This window comes from Brenneria corticis (genome assembly GCF_003115855.1).
Taxonomy (GTDB): Bacteria; Pseudomonadota; Gammaproteobacteria; order Enterobacterales; family Enterobacteriaceae; genus Brenneria; species Brenneria corticis.
This window is the reverse complement of sequence record NZ_KZ819091.1, coordinates 49,743-66,339: the sequence shown is the minus strand read 5'-3', so window position 1 is coordinate 66,339 and position 16,597 is coordinate 49,743. Positions and strand designations below refer to the sequence as shown.

Sequence of the window (16,597 nt, the reverse complement as noted above, 5' to 3'; positions counted from 1 at the left end):
GCGTACAGATGTACGCCGAGCAAGCCCGTTACGTCTGGTTAAACCAGTTTGCTTAACGGAAAAACCACGGGAAACGCCGTCGTTCCTGCGGGATGAGTTGTCCGATTCTTTCACGGATGGCGGCCAGCAAATTGGGCTGGCGAGTATCGTCATACGCCAGGTTCGTCAGTAATGATATCGCCTCCGGCGCGTTTTCCACCGGGAAAAGATGGAATTGACCTTCGCGAACGGCAGCGACGACCTCTTCTTGCAGACATAAGTGACGCAGATTGGCCGCAGGCAGAATTACGCCCTGTTGTCCGGTTAAACCGCGACGCTGGCAAACTTCAAAGAAGCCTTCAATTTTTTCATTTACCCCGCCGATAGGCTGAACATGCCCGAATTGATCAACCGAACCGGTTACGGCAATCTGCTGATTAATCGGCTGCAAGGCGAGGGCGCTGATCAGCGCGCTCAGTTCAGCCAACGAAGCGCTGTCGCCGTCAACTTCGCCATAGGATTGTTCAAAAACAATGGAGGCGGAGAAGGGAAGCTGCTGGTCGAGCTCTAACTCGGATATCAGGAACGCCTGCATAATCATCATGCCTTTGGCATGCAGATTTCCGCCAAGTTCGGCCTTGCGCTCGACATCGGTGAATTCGCCATCACCGGGATGGACCACGCAACTGATGCGGGTCGGTTCGCCAAACGTCAGCGGGTAGCCAGGATATTCCAGTACGGAAAGCCCGTTGACCTGCCCGATAACAAAACCATCCGTTTCAATCAGGATTTGGCCCAGTTCAATTTCATCCTGCATACGTTCGCGCAGATAGCCTTCGCGCCAGCGGCGAGCCGTAACCGCGTCGATCAGCGTCTGAGCATTGATTTCCTGGCTTTGCGTATATAGCGCGGCATGCTTAAGCTGGTGGGTCAGCCACAGCGGGCATAATGGCAGGCTGCCTTGATCGCCGCTGTAGCGTACGGCCAACTTGAAGAATTCAGGCCATGCATCGGCAGTCAGCAAAGGCAGATGATTTTCCCTGCACAGTGAATTGATATAGGCGCACCAACGCGCCATATCGTCGCTTTCAATCAGCTGCAGCTGTGTTTCAAATTCACCGTATACGGACACTCCGCCCAATTCCGGCTCCATGTCATGGATATCGCCCAAACTTTCCCGATCGCCGAGAATGATTAAGCGGATATCCATCGGCATTGGCGGAATGTCGACGGGTAGCGGTTTGCGTTCATCTGGTGAAAGCCAGCGATATACCCCTTCGACAATAATTTGCTTCAGGCGTAACCACATTAACGGCTGTGCCAGCAATGCCCTGGCGGAAAGAATCAGCGTGCCGCCGTTTACCTGATGGAGCAATCCGGGATGGAGGGTGACTTCATCGCGAAAATAACGCACACATCCAAATAGTTGCTCAGCTTCAATCCATTCCTGACTGCTACAGGTGCTCTGTGAGGCAAAATTGTCACTAGCCTGGGTTGCCGGCCGTATCTGAACGTCACCGCCTTCTATGATGTATTTACTGCCGTACAACGCGTCGGATTCAGGTCGGATGGCTTTCACGGCACGTTCAATCAGTGCTATGTATTCGCTATTCTCCTGTGCCTTCAGCAGCATAAAGCGCGAAGGCGCGCGCGGGTGGCAAAAAAGCATCAAACTGTCGGCCAAACGCGGTTGAATAGCGGAAAATTCAGCAGAAGTAAGCTGGGCGGCCTGGTTGAATAACGTTTGATAAGGCGTATGGTTGGGCAGTAAATGCTGCCATGCGAGTCGGTTACTGGTCAAAGTGTCAAATGTAGTCGTCTGAAGGAAAAGCGTGATTATACAAGAATAATGCGGGCTGCACATGCGAAGCGTCATATGATAAAAAATGACCGGGCTTAATTAGCCTGATTTGGGTAAAAAACAGCTTTAAAAATAGCCGGAGAGTGGTTAAAGCCGGAAAAAAACTGCTATGCTAAGACCAACGTTACGCGGTCACTGAAGACATATAGTATGAAATATCAACAATTAGAAAATCTTGAGTGCGGATGGAAATGGAAATACCTGGTGAAGAAACACCGGGAAGGTGAGCAGATTACCCGCTTCCTGGAGCTTAGCGCCGCTGAGGAGTCGGTGAATTTACTGCTGAAACTGGAAAATCAGCCGGTAAAGGTATTGGAATGGATCGAACAGTGTATGAATCCCGCACTGGAAAACCGCATGAAGCAAACTATCCGTGCGCGGCGTAAACGTCATTTTGATGCCGAGCATCAGCATACCCGTAAGAAATCGATCGATTTGGAATATCTTGTCTGGCAACGTCTGGCGGGACTGGCGCAAAGGCGGGGGAGCACGTTATCGGACACCATTGTGCAACTGATTGAGGATGCCGAGCATAAAGAGAAATATGCCAGCCAGATGTCGCTGTTAAAACAGGATCTCAAGGCGATTCTGAATAAAGAAAGCGACTAGCTAGCTAAATACGGTTATTCGCTTATAAATAAAAAAACCTCGCCGAAGCGAGGTTTTTTTCAGCGATAACAATTAAGCCTGAGGCTGAGTTACCACGTCTTTGATGCCTTTAACTTCGATTTCTACACGGCGATCCGGTGCCAGGCAGTCGATCAGCGCAGCGCGAGGTTTCACGTTGTCGCAGGTAGAACCGGTAACCGGGTCTGCTTCACCGTGGCCGCGAGCGGAGATTTTGTCTGCCGGGATACCTTTGGAAATCAGGTAATCGACAACGCTCTGTGCACGTTTTTCAGACAGCGCCTGGTTGTACTGGTCGGAACCAATACGGTCGGTGAAGCCCAGAACGACAACGGAGCCGTCTTTCGGATCCAGAGAACTCAGCTGAGAGTACAGCTGATCCAGTGATTGCTGGCCTTCCGCTTTCAGCGTGGATTTGTTGAAGTTGAACAGTACGTCAGACTTCAGGGTGAAACGCTTGGTTTCAACCACCGGAGCCGGAGCCGGGGCAGGAGCCGGGGCTACGTAGTTGTCATCTTGACCGAAGCGGTAAGAAACACCAACGCTCAACAGGCCATTATCAGGACGGCCGCCAACGGTAGCTGCGTCGCCGATGTTGTTAACCCATTGGTATTCCAGACGAGTTGCCCAGTTTTTGTCGATGGCATATTCCAAACCAGCGGCAGCCAGCGGAGATACGCCGGTGTCGTTGTTGCTGTGACCAACGTCATCACTGCTATCGACGCGCCAAATAAAACCACCCAGACGGGTATAAACGTCCAGATCGGTGGCAACCGGATAGCTCAGTTTAGCCGCCAGTTGAACGCCTTGCGCTCTGAAGTCGCCGTGGTTGGCGCCGGTATATTTCATACGGCCCAGCCAGTCGTAACCCAGTTCAAAGCCTAAATATTGATTGGCTTGGTAACCGAGGAACGCACCAGCGCCCAGTTGGCTTTCATCCGGGTTGTTGGTTACTCGATAACCATTGCCATACAGAGCGGTATCGTGATACTGGGACCAGCCCAGTTTACCACCTGTGTACCAGGTATTATCTTTAGGTGCGGCTTGAGCTACGGTAGCGAAGCCCGCCAGTGCCACTGCAATTGCGATAGCTGTTTTTTTCATTTTACGCCTCATTATCATCCAAACCGGCAATTAACGCGGAAGGTTAATAGACCTTTGGTTAAAATCCTTTAACAGGAGACCTTGCTCTTATTTATTACTCACTGCCAATTAGATTGGCGTTATAAAAGAGCAACTCCAGCGTGTTAAAGTCTACAACGTGATGAGAAACTTACAAGTATGATGTGATGAGCATCATGGAAAAATTAACGCTTCATACACATTTACTAACAAATAGTAGACGATTTTGACAGATAAGGCCGTTTTTCTAGCGAGTGGAAATACCAGAGAACCCCCGGAATGCGAGGGTTGCCGGGTAAAATTCTAATTTCACGCCAAACCGCATGAGAATATTCTTAATTTACTTAATGATACAATGTTGAGTGAATTTTCAGACTGGGAAGCAGTCTATAGGGGCCAAATTTTGTGTTTTCCGGGCGCATGATGAAGCCATAGGAATTTCCTGACAGGGCTGCCTGGCGCAATCTTACCTTTTCTTCTTCAGTCAGATCGTCGGGCAGCCAGCATAGCACCGCGCTATAATTTCCCGTCAGCAATGCTTTTTCCATGGCATCAACCGTCAATAGGGGGTTGATATGATTTAGCTGAACGATTTTATCCAGCGGCAGTCCAGACTGCTGTAACCAGGGGCGGCTAAGTTTCTGTTGGGGAGACAGCCAAAGCAGCCAGCGTGATTGAGCGCCTAACTGTTGCAAGAGCGGCAGCAGCAAATAGGTAACTATGGGTTGATCGGCATTGTAGACGATTTCGCTGATCATTCCACCGTGAGAAACAGAAGATGCTGTAGCCGATTGGTTACCGGAAAAGGGCGACGGCTGATCGTTGTAAGAACTGAGTGATTGAGTACGCATAATTAAGTTCCACCCATAGTGATACTGTATGCACATACAGTATATCCTGTGTGGATGAAAATCAACCTGATTTTTTCAAAGCGCTTCGCATATTCAGCATGCAACGCTCAACAAGCCCATTTTATGTTTGAAGCTGCCTTTACCCTGTGATTAATTACATGTTCCTGTAATTGATAATCCAATCTGACAGGGACAGATTATTTCAATACTAAGGATTACAGTAATGAAACAGTTAAGCGAAAAAAGGATTTTACAGTCTAAGTCTCATTTTGCGTCTTTGGGGGAGATCACCTCTCGCTCCCAATTTGGCGGCTACAGCATCGCAGCAAATAAAATTATTTTTGGGGTAGTGTCGGGGGGCGAACTCTATCTACGCGCCCGTAAGAACGATGAAAAGCATTTCCGCGACCGCAATATGCCCCATCTGGTTTATACCAAGCGTGGAATGCCGTTTCCGTTGAATTATTACCTTGTCGATGAATCGCTATGGGAAAACCATGCGCAGCTGTTGCACTTTGCCGGTATGTCCCTGGCGGGCGCGCAATATGACAAAGCGGCTCAGAGCAGGGGCGGGCGCTTGAAGGACTTGCCCAATCTCAATCACGATCTTGAGCGTCTGCTTTGGAAGGCGGGTATAAAGAATATCGATGAGCTACAGCAATACGGCGCCAAAACCAGCTATCTGAAATTGCGGAAAGTCAGAGCCAATCTGAGCGTCAATATATTGCTGGCGCTTGCCGGCGCGATATGCGGTACGCATCAGGCGGCATTGCCGAAAGGTATCCGCAAAGAGCTGCTGGAATGGTACGAGCGCCATGCGTCATCCTCGTTCAAAGGGCACGATCGTTGAAGCGTAGCGCTTACTCGTTGATTATTTTTTACCGCTTAATCATCTCATTTTTCAATTGAGTCAGTTTGGGCAACAGTTCAATGAGTAGGCCAATCTGCTGAATAACCAATAGCGCTTTGCTGTCTGGTTCCGGCGACAGGGATTGGATGCGACCGGCTATGGCACCCAATTCCTGGTTTATACGCAGGTTTTCCGTCTCCTGATGGTGCAACGCATCGTCAACGTAACCAACGGTATCATCAAGTAATTTTAGAATTTCCGCCGACGAAATTTTCTCTCGATGCGCGCCTAACGTGGAGATATAACTTAACAAGGTATGGTTAAGGCACATCAGGCGAAAAGCATCGTCCATTTTCTGTTTGATGAGATGCGGTTCCGACGACATGTTGGAAACCACAGACGCTAATTCCGCATCGCAGTTGTGAGCATCCCGGCGGGCAATGCGGTATGCCAGGCTATTATCCTTACCCTGGCGGTATTGCGCCATAACCGCATCAAGATATCGGCAGTTGGCATCCAGCGTTTTATTGATAACGGCGGGTAGCCCGCGAAAACGCCAGTCCGGCCAGATAAAGCTTACCGCCGCCCAGGCGATGGCGCAGCCCAGCAGGGTATCGATGACGCGCGGCGCCGCAACCTCAAAGCCTTCCCCCAGCAGATTGAAACACAAGAGCACCAATAGCGTAATAAACATGGTGGCGTGCGCATACTGCACGTGGCGAAAAGCAAAAAACAGCACGCCGCTGATCACGATAAGCGTCAGTTGCCCTTCAAGGGAGGGAACAAAGTATAAAATAGGCAGGCCGAGCAAAATGCCGGTCAACGTACCGATGATTCTCAGGGCCAGCCGCCGTCGCGTGGCATTATAGTTGGGCTGACAAACAAACAGGCTCGTCAGCAGGATCCAATAGCCATGCTGCATGCCGGTAATCTGAATAAAGGCGTAGCCGCTGCAAAGCAACACCGACATGCGAACGGCATGACGAAACAGCGCCGACTGCGGCGTCAGATGGCGACTGAACCTTAGCCGAATATCGCTCCAACCAGTAATCTTGTCATCCGCCAACGTATTTTCCGGATTGTTTTCCTGTTCGATGGTTTGTTCAGATTCAATGGTCGCCAACTGCGCGTCGATCGCCCGCAAATTATTCAGCAGGTACTGTAACGCCTTGATTTGCGAGGCGTCGGCACCCTGGCTTTCCGGAATGCGCGCCAGCGCTGATTCAAGATGGACGAATGCGCGTTCAATACGGCCATCATGCTGATATTTTTGATGAAATAAAATAGACTGCGCCAGTTGCTGGCAGGCGCGGGCCTGCATTGAGAGTAAGCGCTGAAAACGAAACAGCACATCGCTGTAGCGGTATTTTTCCCGTAGGTGCAGGTAATTGACATGTGACGAGCTGGCTCGTTCATGAATGTCCTGCGCGACGAAGTAGTAGTGCAGCGTCCGCCGGGTGCTTCTCTGGCCGCGATCGCCCCGCAGACGCGTCAGCAATGACGATTTGGTCTGGTTCAGGGTCGCCACCACCTGACTGTTGATCATGGTGACTTCAATCAGCGGTTCGTCCGACTCTTCTTCGACATCGGGATCGAACAGATTGGCTTTGGCATCGAGATAGCGCGCAAGCTGCTGATAACACTGCGCCAGATTTTCCTGTAGCGGGCGGATCGGGAAGATCAGATGCCCGAACAAGGTGAGCAGGTTGTACCATAATGCGCCTATCAGCAGCATGATGGGTTGCTGATACCAGGTGTCGTAAAGCGAAATCCCCAGCATGGTATATACCGCGATCAGCAGAGCGCCGAAGGCGATGGTGGCATAACGTTGTCCCAGGGCGCCGAGCAGGATAAAACCCCAGGTGGAGAGCGCCAGGCCGATGCCGAATAACCAGGGATAGGGGAATAGCAGCTCTATCGAAACCGAGGCGATAAAGAAGCAGAACAGGGTAATAAACAGGTTGCGCAGGCGTCCGGTCAGGCTATCGTCGAGATCGGCCAGCGCGGCGGCAACCACGCCCAGCGTCAGCGGGATTGTCGCCGTCGGCTGATCGAGCCACCAGGGAACGGCCGACGCGCCGGCAAGCGCGATAAATATACGGATGTTATACAGCCAGCTGCTGTTATAAACATAGCGACGGATCCCGGGCGTGAATGCGAGCAACGATATATCCTCAGGCTCAGTTAACGATAGTGGCGACGGGCGTTTTCTTCTCTGGCGGCCTGGGCCACCTCCACCGATACCACGCGGCGGCCGACCGGCCACAGCGCGATGGCGGCGATTTTAAAGTTGGCGATGCCGACCGGAATGCCGATGATGGTGATACATTGCGCAATGCCCGTAACGATATGCGACAGGCATAGCCACCAGCCAAAGAAAATAAACCAGAAGATGTTCAGCACGGCGCCGCCGGTATTTAAAATGGCATTCTTGCCGTCCGGGCGTAGTTCGTCAACGTGAACGGCCTCGTTGCCATAGGGCAGCAGCGACAGCTTGGTGATTTCCCAGCATGAGCGCGTCAGCGGCAGCGTGAAGATCAGCAGGACGCTGACCACCGTGGCAAGAAGCCAGGATAAGGTGGTGAAAAAACCTCCCAGCACGAAATTAAGGATATTCAATACGGTGCGCATAGGTACTCCTGTATTCCCGGAACGAGCAAACTCTATGATGATAAACGAATTATTACATTAACTGGCAAGATATCCTAACCTGTTTTTAGCGCTGGAGCCTAAATGCGGATAGCGGGTAAACTATGGCGATGGACGATAAAAATCTCACAATATTCATGGCGCAAAGATAATGGAACTTAAATCAACAGCTTTAGGTAAACATTTGGCGCAACACCCTTATAACCGGGTGAGGATGCTTAATGCGGGCGTTGAAGTGAGCGGCGATAGACATGAATACGTGCTCCCGTTCAACCAACTGCTCAATATTCATTGTAAAAGAGGGTTGGTATGGGGAGAGCTGGAGTTTGAATTGGCTGCCGGCAAAGTTGTGCGCTTACATGGCACGGAATGGCAGGAAACGCAGGCGTTTTACCGTTATTTGGTTAAGTCCTGGCAGGCGTGGAGCGAGGAAATGAGCCTGGTGAGCGCCGAGGTGTTGCAAAAACAGGCGGACGAAATCCATGCGCTGGAACAGCAGGACGACTGGTTCGGCCGTAAGGCGCTGGAGCAGTTGCAGCAGAATATCCGCACTACGTTGGCCTCGCTTCCGCTGCCGGTTGCCCGGCTGGAATCATTTGAAATTTGTCGGGATAACCATCAGCTTTGCCAGCAGTGGCTTGACCACGGAGCCAGAAAACGTACGGAATGCAATCAGCAATGGATGGAACGTACGTTGGTGTCGCAACAGGAATTTTTTCAATCGGTGGAAGCGACGGCGCTGAACGTCGCCCAGTGTAAGGCGGTGATGAATGGTGAAGACGCCGTCCTGGTGCTGGCCGGCGCCGGCAGCGGTAAAACGTCGGTGCTGGTGGCACGCGCCGCCTGGTTGATGCATCGCGGGGACGCCGTTCCCGAACAGATTCTGCTGCTGGCGTTTGGGCGCAAGGCGGCGGAAGAAATGAATGAGCGCATTCAAGCCAGGCTGCACACGGAAGATATTCAGGCGAAAACGTTTCATGCCCTGGCGTTGCATATCATCGAGCAGTCCAGCCGTAAAATTCCCCAGATTAGCCAACTGGAAAGCAATGGTAAAAAGCGCCGCGAATTATTGATACGCACCTGGCAGCAACAGTGCTCGGAGAAAAAGACGCAGGCCAAAGGCTGGCGGCAATGGCTGACGGAAGAGCTGGCGTGGCCGCTTCCCGAAGGCGACTTCTGGCGCGATCCGGCATTGGCCGAACGCCTGGCCGGCCGCCTGGAGCGTTGGATTGGTCTGATGCGGATGCACGGCGGCAGCCAGAGCGAGATGATTGAGCAGGCGCCGGAAGCGCTTCGTTCATCGTTTCAGCAGCGGATCCGGCTGATGTCGCCTTTACTGAAAGCCTGGAAGAAGGCGCTGAAAGATGAAAATGCCGTAGACTTCTCCGGTTTGATCCATCAGGCGGTCAGCCTGCTGGATAACGGGCGTTTTATCAGCCCGTGGAAACATATACTGGTGGATGAGTTTCAGGATATCTCCCCCCAGCGCGCCCGTCTGTTATCCGCGTTGCGCAGGCAAAACAGCAGGACATGCCTGTTTGCCGTGGGGGATGACTGGCAGGCCATCTACCGCTTCAGCGGGGCTGAACTGTCGCTGACAACCGCATTTGAACAACACTTCGGCGTTAGTGAACAGTGCGCGCTGGATACCACCTATCGCTTTAACGAGCGTATCGGCGAAATTGCCAACCAGTTTATTCAGCAGAATCCTTATCAGCTGAAAAAACCGCTTAATAGCCTGAGTAAAGGGGATAAAAAGGCGGTGACGATTCTTCCTCAGGAACAGTTGGAACCGTTGCTGGATAAATTAAGTGGTTTCGTTAAGCCAGAGGAGCGGGTGCTGCTTTTGGCCCGTTATCACCATTTACGCCCTCAGGTGTTGCAGAAAGCGGCGACGAAATGGCCGAATTTGCCTATCGACTTTATGACGGTTCATGCCAGTAAAGGTCAGCAGGCGGAATATGTGATTATCGTCGGTCTGCACGACGGTAAAGATGGTTTCCCCGCTCCCGCGCGCGAGTCCGTTCTTGAACAGGTGCTATTGCCCGAGCCTGAGGACTTTGCCGATGCGGAAGAGCGTCGTTTGCTGTATGTGGCGTTAACCAGGGCCAAGCACCGGGTCTGGTTGTTGCAGGACAGTAAAAATCCGTCGGTATTTATCGAACAGTTGCGCAAACTGGGAGTGCCGTCGCCGCGCAAACCCTGAGCGACAGGCCGGCGACGCGTCGTCGGCCTGTCGCTGCGAAACGACGTTATTTTAACCGATCCTGAAGATAGCGCTGATAGTCGGGGATGGCGATTTCGACAGGTTGTCTGAACAGCTCCGAGTTGATGAGAAAGTCAGCCGTCGAACGGTTGGTCGCTACCGGAATATTCCAGACCGTGGCCAGCCGCAGCAGCGCTTTAACATCAGGATCGTGCGGCACGGCGTTGAGCGGATCCCAAAAGAAAATCATCAAATCTATTTTCCCTTCCGAAATCAGCGCTCCGACCTGTTGGTCGCCCCCCATCGGCCCGCTGAGCATGCTCTTGACGGGAAGGCCGGTATTTATCTGGATCAGATTGCCGGTAGTCCCCGTCGCATAAAGCTGATGCTCGCCAAGCACGGCTTTATTGGTATCGACCCAGTTCAACAGCGATTGCTTACAGTGATCGTGCGCGACCAAAGCGATATGTTTATGCGCAGCAATGGTGCGGGTGGTGTACTCCATGGTTACGTCCTTCAGTCGGTAGGGTAAAACTGTCGATATGGCAGGACAGATTACGGAAACACGGTTTCAGTGCAAAGAGATAAAAAGAAAAAATGCGAACAGCCGCCGGAAATCCAGGGTAACTGCGCGTAAAATCACCACTTTGCCGGCGTAACGGGTATTTTGGCGACGCCTCTCGGCCTCTCGCCGGGGGGAAATATAGGATACACTATAAGGAGTGGCGTAAAAGAGGCAGAGCATGATGAAAGACAGCGATATCGAGTCCGTACTTAAAACCGTAAAAACCATTGCGCTTGTCGGGGCCAGCGAGAAAACGACCCGGCCAAGCTACGGCGTCATGGCCTATCTGCTTGAGCAAGGCTATGAGGTGATACCGGTAAGCCCGAAACTGGCGGGGCAGACGTTGCAAGGGCAAAAGGTCTACGCCAGTTTGGGTGACATTCCCCAACCCGTTGATATGGTCGACGTGTTTCGTCAGCCGGAAGCGGCTTATGATATCGCCAAAGAGGCGATAGCCATCGGGGCTAAAGTGTTATGGTTACAGCTCGGGGTGATAAATGAACCGGCCGCCGTTCTGGCGAAAGATGCGGGCTTGCAGGTGGTCATGGACCGTTGCCCTAAAATTGAAATTCCCCGTCTGGGCCTGGATAAATAAGCGCGGTATTTAACGCCGTTAGCGCCGTAACGGATAAACGCTGCCTGACCAGCCGCCGCTGGCGCCAATCAGTGGCGCAGTTGCGGCGCACGGCTCTGAATGACTTTAGCCAATTCATCCAATGAGGGATGATCCCCCAGGTAGGATTCTTCCTTGATCAACTGGGCTTCTGCCAGATACGTATGAATAGGCTGCCCTGCGCCATCCTCCATTACCACATGATACCAAGGGGCCGTGCGCAGCGTGTCCTGAGCATCCAGCTCCTCCCATGCGGGGGCTTCCAATGAATATTCGGGGTCGATATCGATAACCACGCCCGGATACCCCAGCTGCTTATGACGAATCTGTTGCCCGATACCAAATTTACAGACGATCATATAACCTCCTGATAAATCTCTAACACACTCTAAATGGGGGAACTGTGGTTTTTTTCAAGTAGAGCGGGCGGCGGATAAGCTTGTTTTTTGCCCGGAATGCAACGGCTGAATACTATAATAATAGCATGGCGCCATTTTTCAGAAGATGCTATCAGGCCGCTTAGTGAAAGGCTGCTTTACATAGAGAGGAGAGGGAGAATGCCGACAGTGTCTATAGCCGCCCATGTTTATGGCGTGGTTCAAGGGGTTGGTTTTCGTTACAGCACCCAGCATCGGGCCGCGCAGCTGGGCCTTAGCGGCTATGTTCGTAACAGCAGCGACGGCAGCGTGGAAGTTATCGCCTGCGGAGAACATCAGGCGGTTGAACAACTGGTCGAATGGTTGAAACAAGGCGGCCCGCGCAGTGCCAGCGTGGAAAAAGTCCTCACCCAGCCGCACGATAAATTCGATTATAAAGGGTTCAGCATCCGTTACTAAATGCTATATGCATTTGACCGGCTTGGGGAGGCCCGCAATCTTGGTCGCTTGCTTGGCAGGGCCTTTGGGGAACAGCCGATACAGATAACGGCTATTGCCTTTTTCTTCACCATACTTTTGCGCCATCGCCTTCACCAACATGCGAATGGCCGGTGAAGTATTGAATTCCAGATAAAACGCCCGCACAAATCGGACCACCTCCCAGTGCGCATCCGTCAACTGAATATCTTCCCGCTCGGCCAATACCGCGGCCAGGGCTTCGCTCCAGTCGGCACTCTCCATCAGATATCCTTGCGCATCCGTTTCAATGATACGGCCTTCAAACTCCAACATATTTCCTCAAATGCAATATGACTTCGCGCCAGTTTAACAAAAATTTCTTTGGCCAAGAATATGGGGGGATAAAACAAAGGCCCCGCATAAGCGAGGCCTGAGGCTGATAATGGGCGACGATCAATCGTTACGCATAATGCCCAGAATGCTTAACAGACTGACGAAAATATTATATATCGACACGTACAGGCCGACGGTAGCCCGAATGTAGTTGGTTTCGCCGCCGTGGATGATGTTGCTGGTTTCCCAGAGAATCGCCCCGGCGGAGAACAGAATAAACAGCGAACTGATAGCCAGGTGCAGCGCCGGGATTTGCAGGAACAGGTTGGCAATTACCGCGACCACCAGTACCACGAAACCTGTCATCAACATCCCGGACAGGAAAGACATATCCTTGCGGGTGGTTAACACATAGGCCGAACAGCAGAAAAACACCAGCGCCGTGCCGCCAAGGGCGAGCATGATAATGTCGCCCGAGCCGGAAGATATCAGCGTGCTTAACAGCGGGCCCAGCGTGTAGCCCATAAAGCCCGTCAGCGCAAAGGCCGCCAGAATGCCGGCGGGGCTATTCGCCAGCTTGTGGGTCAGAAACATCAAGCCATAAAAGCCGACCAGCATTAACAGCAATCCAGGCGCCGGCAGGTTAAGTACCGTACTGGCCGTGGCGGTGACGGCGGAAAAGCCTAACGTCAGCGATAGCAGGAAATAGGTATTACGCAGCACTTTATGGGTGCTGAGCAACGAGCTTTCGCGGGTTGATGAAACAACAATACGATCCATATCAGCGACTCTCTCTTTAAGGGGGCCATATCCAACCCCAAAGAGTAAATAGTTACCGTACGTTATTAAAGGTGTTTTACCCTTCTTTACGCTGTAAATCGCTATATTTATGAACGTTATGGCGGTTTTGCGTCCGCTTGAATCGTAAGAGATTATTTTTCAGGCAATTGAACGCAATGATGCTTTACAAGACCCAGCACTCTGTTTATAGTGCGCGTCATTGCGGAGGAGTGGCCGAGTGGTTGAAGGCACCGGTCTTGAAAACCGGCGACGCGAAAGCGTTCTAGAGTTCGAATCTCTACTCCTCCGCCAAAAAATTCAACGGGTTAGCTTAGGCTAGCCCGTTTTCATTTTGTGTTGCTGGAATATCATCGTAGAGCATCTTTCCTGATTGGCGGCCTATCCAGCGTCGGCCGCCTCACTTTTCCGCCGGTAAATCATACCTGACCTTCTATTTTATGCCCGCGACCGGTTTGAAGAGTCCGGGTAACATTAAACAGTTACTATTTCCTTTAATGATTCGGTTTAACCCAGATAGTTAAAAAATATTGTAGAATACCAGCCGCAATATATGAAAAATAAAAGGGTTATGGAATGCTTGAACTGTTTGACGTTAGCTACGATGAGCTGACTGGTAAGCACTCTGATGAGCTTTACCGGCTGAGGAAAAAAACCTTCAGTGATCGTCTCGGATGGGATGTGGTGTGCAGTTACGATATGGAATTCGATGAGTTCGATAATCCCTCCACGCGCTATATACTTGGGCTGTGTGAAGGGCAGCTGATTTGTAGCGTGCGTTTTACCGGTCTTGACCGGCCGAATATGATAACTCACACGTTCCAGGAATGTTTCGGCGACGTAACGTTGCCGGCCTCAGGCGTTGAGTCAAGCCGTTTTTTTGTCGACAAGACTCGCGCACGGCAGTTGCTTGGCTTACGTTATCCGGTAAGCCAGGCGCTGTTTCTCGCCATGATTAATTGGGCCCGTCACCACGAGCGCAGCGCTATTCACACCATTGTGAGCCGGCCGATGCTGACTATCCTGAAGCGTTCAGGGTGGCGGGTCAGGCCGCTCAAAGAGGCGTTTCTCAATGAGCGTGAGCGCATCTACCTGGTGTATCTCCCGACTGGTTCTGAAGACCAGGAAAGGATGGCATCCGGGTTCGCCGCCTTGCCCGGATGTTCGCCCTCGTCCGTTATCACCTGGCCGCTGTCGCTGCCGGTATAATCAGATCCAGTTCAACGCCTAATCGGATGGCTTGACGGGCGTTGCTGACGCCCAGCTTGATGACGACATTCCCCATGTGAAACTTTACCGTACTGACGGAGATACCTGCGATTGCAGCAATATCCGCGTAGGTTTTTCCCATACTGGCCCAGTAAAGTACCTCATTTTCGCGCGGGGTAAAGATGGCTTTATTCTTGCTTTCGTCATTCTGTTGTCTGTCGGATGACGCCGAGCGGGCAAGCCGGTACATCTGCTCGTTAATATCAATCAGTAACGCTTGCAAAACCCCTCGTTCGGAAGAGAGATACTCTTCCAGCTCCCCCTGTTCGCGGCTGCCAATAATGACGGACAATAGAGCCAGGTTGTTGAAATGGTCGTGCAGTACAAAGGTAAAGCCGTTGACGATGTTGTACTGCCGGGATAGAGAAAAAATTTTGGTGAACTTCAGATCGGACATCAGCGTGATATTTTCGTCCCATGCGAAGGCCGAAGAGCGCTTAAAGGCCGTGAGGATAACCGGATCGATGAGCTGGAAATTATTGAGACGGTAAAGTTCAACCCATTCGTCAGGATAATTGGAAATTATAAGGATCTCTGACGGATTTTTTTTGCTGACGACCGTATAGGCGTATTTCGAACTGCCGGGCAGGGACAGTTTCCTGTCGATGTAGTCTCTAAGTGTCTCTGTTACTATCTGATTTTCATTAAAAACTGAAAACATGCTGGCTCCCTGAAGGTCCAATTTTCCCTATGATATAGAGAACTGTACTAAAGTCTAGGGCAGGTGAGTACTTAAGTACAGCTTACGGATCTTGATTCGCTATATATAATAAATCTCGTTGTGTTGGAGAAAAAAAACCTGACCGTGATGGTCAGGCTGCCAATCGGCCAACACCAGGGAAAAACTTTCCGGCCAGACGGGACATATAAAAAGTTACCGATGGCCGGTATTCACATTCTACACAACTGAATCTGCTAATCCTATCCATTCAGTGGACATGTTGCCAAGCGAGTCTATCCAAACAGGTGCTGGAAATGCGCAGCATTAAAGCCAAATTGCTCAACCGGAAGAGGTCGCTCAATGTCGGTTATTAACCAAGGGGCAGTAAGCGATTGGCGTATTCTCATTGTGCAGATAAATTAACGTCATTAGAGTGGCGGTATAAGCTAAAGCGATTTTCGGTGTAGGGCAGCAGCGCGTTGAGCCGGCTTATGCTTTGTTGGTTCGAGGCTCCTTCGGAAGAAAAAAGTGACCGCACTTGGGACAGATAAGGGTGGTGTTGTTACGTATTTTGCTCCGTAGCTGCATAGTAGCAAAAGCGCATTCCGGGCACGTGACGTTAACGGATGTGCTGCTGAACGTCTTTAGGGCATCAAAGATAGACATACCTTTCACCAATTCGATGTATGGGTAAACATTCTAACACTTAATATGTTTTTATGATGAAGTTTTGTTGTTTTACCCTAAATGCAGCGCATTTAATCTAATTGATACTGCTAATTTAGAGTATTGTTTGTTTTTTATGACTATTCCGCTTATTTACAATAAGCAATATTAAAAGCGATCGATACCCGCAAACGCTGATTTTCAGCAGAACTGCTCAAGGAAATATAAAATACCTCTCTTGATCAGTTTATGCTTTCGTTTGTTTATGCTTTTGATTTTAGTCGTGATGTAAGGTGGGTGAACCATTGGCCGTAAATTACCTAACCGGGTTTCTTAACAACGGATAAATTAATCAATATAAAAGTGAATCGCCTGTTGGGTTGTTTTTCAAATCGCTATTCAGAGTCAGAGCATCCTTCCGTGGTGCTCTGATTAAACCAAAAAATCATCCTGCGTCTTATGGACGACCAGTTCCAGCAGGGCGCGGTACCTGTCCAAAACGGCTATGTTGGTTTCGTTCTCAATCTTGCTGACTAGCTTTGAAATGATAGATTTGTTGGTAACTGCATGACCGGAATGGATTATTTCATCAACGATATTGCCCAGTAATTCCATCTCACTCATCGGAGCTGCAGCCTTATAATAATCAGAAGTCTCTTTATCGGTCTGTGGGGAATCTGTATGCATTTATTTTTCCTTCTCAAATGAAAT

18 protein-coding genes and 1 tRNA gene are annotated in these 16,597 nt (G+C 50.8%); 7 read left to right on the top strand and 12 right to left on the bottom strand.

The window, feature by feature from the left end; translation table 11 throughout:
- Positions 1-52: 52 nt before the first annotated feature.
- The gene (locus DDT56_RS19470) at positions 53-1,780 is read right to left on the bottom strand and encodes an AAA family ATPase (RefSeq protein ID WP_136168063.1); all 1,728 of its coding nucleotides are present in this window, start codon (positions 1,778-1,780) and stop codon (positions 53-55) included.
- Between the two features lie 210 nt (positions 1,781-1,990).
- Here DDT56_RS19470 and matP point away from each other — a divergent pair, with 210 nt between their 5' ends.
- The gene (matP, locus tag DDT56_RS19465) at positions 1,991-2,449 is read left to right on the top strand and encodes a macrodomain Ter protein MatP (RefSeq protein ID WP_136168062.1); all 459 of its coding nucleotides are present in this window, start codon (positions 1,991-1,993) and stop codon (positions 2,447-2,449) included.
- Positions 2,450-2,521: 72 nt separating this feature from the next.
- On the opposite strand, the gene ompA is transcribed toward matP, so the two are convergent.
- Together ompA and sulA are read right to left on the bottom strand one after the other, a co-directional pair.
- A complete protein-coding gene (gene ompA / locus DDT56_RS19460) occupies positions 2,522-3,571 on the bottom strand; it encodes a porin OmpA (protein ID WP_136168061.1) in 1,050 nt (349 codons plus the stop codon).
- A 362-nt stretch (positions 3,572-3,933) separates the two neighbouring features.
- The gene (gene sulA / locus DDT56_RS19455; RefSeq protein ID WP_136168060.1) at positions 3,934-4,440 is read right to left on the bottom strand and encodes an SOS-induced cell division inhibitor SulA; all 507 of its coding nucleotides are present in this window, start codon (positions 4,438-4,440) and stop codon (positions 3,934-3,936) included.
- A 223-nt stretch (positions 4,441-4,663) separates the two neighbouring features.
- Here sulA and DDT56_RS19450 point away from each other — a divergent pair, with 223 nt between their 5' ends.
- Positions 4,664-5,290, top strand: coding sequence for a TfoX/Sxy family DNA transformation protein (locus tag DDT56_RS19450; RefSeq protein WP_136168059.1), 627 nt, complete (start codon positions 4,664-4,666; stop codon positions 5,288-5,290).
- A gap of 28 nt (positions 5,291-5,318) precedes the next feature.
- Here the strand turns inward: DDT56_RS19450 and yccS are convergent, their stop codons facing one another.
- The gene (gene yccS, locus DDT56_RS19445) at positions 5,319-7,454 is read right to left on the bottom strand and encodes a YccS family putative transporter (RefSeq protein ID WP_136168058.1); all 2,136 of its coding nucleotides are present in this window, start codon (positions 7,452-7,454) and stop codon (positions 5,319-5,321) included.
- A gap of 20 nt (positions 7,455-7,474) precedes the next feature.
- On the bottom strand, positions 7,475-7,921 hold the full coding sequence (locus tag DDT56_RS19440) for a YccF domain-containing protein (RefSeq protein WP_136168057.1): 447 nt from the start codon (positions 7,919-7,921) through the stop codon (positions 7,475-7,477).
- Positions 7,922-8,090: 169 nt separating this feature from the next.
- Here DDT56_RS19440 and helD point away from each other — a divergent pair, with 169 nt between their 5' ends.
- Positions 8,091-10,145, top strand: a complete 2,055-nt coding sequence (gene helD / locus DDT56_RS19435) for a DNA helicase IV (RefSeq protein ID WP_136168056.1) — start codon at positions 8,091-8,093, stop codon at positions 10,143-10,145.
- Between the two features lie 46 nt (positions 10,146-10,191).
- Here the strand turns inward: helD and DDT56_RS19430 are convergent, their stop codons facing one another.
- On the bottom strand, positions 10,192-10,650 hold the full coding sequence (locus DDT56_RS19430; protein ID WP_136168055.1) for a methylglyoxal synthase: 459 nt from the start codon (positions 10,648-10,650) through the stop codon (positions 10,192-10,194).
- A gap of 241 nt (positions 10,651-10,891) precedes the next feature.
- Here DDT56_RS19430 and DDT56_RS19425 point away from each other — a divergent pair, with 241 nt between their 5' ends.
- Positions 10,892-11,305, top strand: coding sequence for a CoA-binding protein (locus tag DDT56_RS19425; protein ID WP_136168079.1), 414 nt, complete (start codon positions 10,892-10,894; stop codon positions 11,303-11,305).
- A gap of 68 nt (positions 11,306-11,373) precedes the next feature.
- Here the strand turns inward: DDT56_RS19425 and hspQ are convergent, their stop codons facing one another.
- The gene (hspQ, locus tag DDT56_RS19420) at positions 11,374-11,682 is read right to left on the bottom strand and encodes a heat shock protein HspQ (protein ID WP_136168054.1); all 309 of its coding nucleotides are present in this window, start codon (positions 11,680-11,682) and stop codon (positions 11,374-11,376) included.
- Positions 11,683-11,880: 198 nt separating this feature from the next.
- Here hspQ and yccX point away from each other — a divergent pair, with 198 nt between their 5' ends.
- Positions 11,881-12,159 (top strand): acylphosphatase, encoded by a 279-nt coding sequence (yccX, locus tag DDT56_RS19415; RefSeq protein ID WP_136168053.1) that lies wholly within the window; start codon positions 11,881-11,883, stop codon positions 12,157-12,159.
- 3 nt (positions 12,160-12,162) lie between these two features.
- On the opposite strand, the gene tusE is transcribed toward yccX, so the two are convergent.
- Together tusE and yccA are read right to left on the bottom strand one after the other, a co-directional pair.
- Positions 12,163-12,492, bottom strand: coding sequence for a sulfurtransferase TusE (gene tusE, locus DDT56_RS19410; protein ID WP_136168052.1), 330 nt, complete (start codon positions 12,490-12,492; stop codon positions 12,163-12,165).
- Between the two features lie 120 nt (positions 12,493-12,612).
- Positions 12,613-13,272, bottom strand: a complete 660-nt coding sequence (gene yccA, locus DDT56_RS19405; protein WP_136168051.1) for an FtsH protease modulator YccA — start codon at positions 13,270-13,272, stop codon at positions 12,613-12,615.
- Positions 13,273-13,496: 224 nt separating this feature from the next.
- Between yccA and DDT56_RS19400 the strand changes: the two genes are divergently transcribed.
- Positions 13,497-13,584, top strand: a tRNA-Ser gene (locus DDT56_RS19400).
- 282 nt (positions 13,585-13,866) lie between these two features.
- Positions 13,867-14,499, top strand: a complete 633-nt coding sequence (locus DDT56_RS19395; RefSeq protein ID WP_136168050.1) for an acyl-homoserine-lactone synthase — start codon at positions 13,867-13,869, stop codon at positions 14,497-14,499.
- Here DDT56_RS19395 and DDT56_RS19390 read toward each other — a convergent pair.
- From DDT56_RS19390 to DDT56_RS19385, 3 genes are all read right to left on the bottom strand, one after another.
- On the bottom strand, positions 14,471-15,220 hold the full coding sequence (locus tag DDT56_RS19390) for a helix-turn-helix transcriptional regulator (protein ID WP_136168049.1): 750 nt from the start codon (positions 15,218-15,220) through the stop codon (positions 14,471-14,473). The two genes, DDT56_RS19395 and DDT56_RS19390, sit on opposite strands and share 29 nt — an antisense overlap.
- Before the next feature lie 489 nt (positions 15,221-15,709).
- The gene (locus DDT56_RS24850; RefSeq protein WP_246856827.1) at positions 15,710-15,886 is read right to left on the bottom strand and encodes a YnfU family zinc-binding protein; all 177 of its coding nucleotides are present in this window, start codon (positions 15,884-15,886) and stop codon (positions 15,710-15,712) included.
- 432 nt (positions 15,887-16,318) lie between these two features.
- Positions 16,319-16,573, bottom strand: coding sequence for a biofilm/acid-resistance regulator YmgB/AriR (locus tag DDT56_RS19385; RefSeq protein WP_136168048.1), 255 nt, complete (start codon positions 16,571-16,573; stop codon positions 16,319-16,321).
- Positions 16,574-16,597 lie beyond the last annotated feature (24 nt).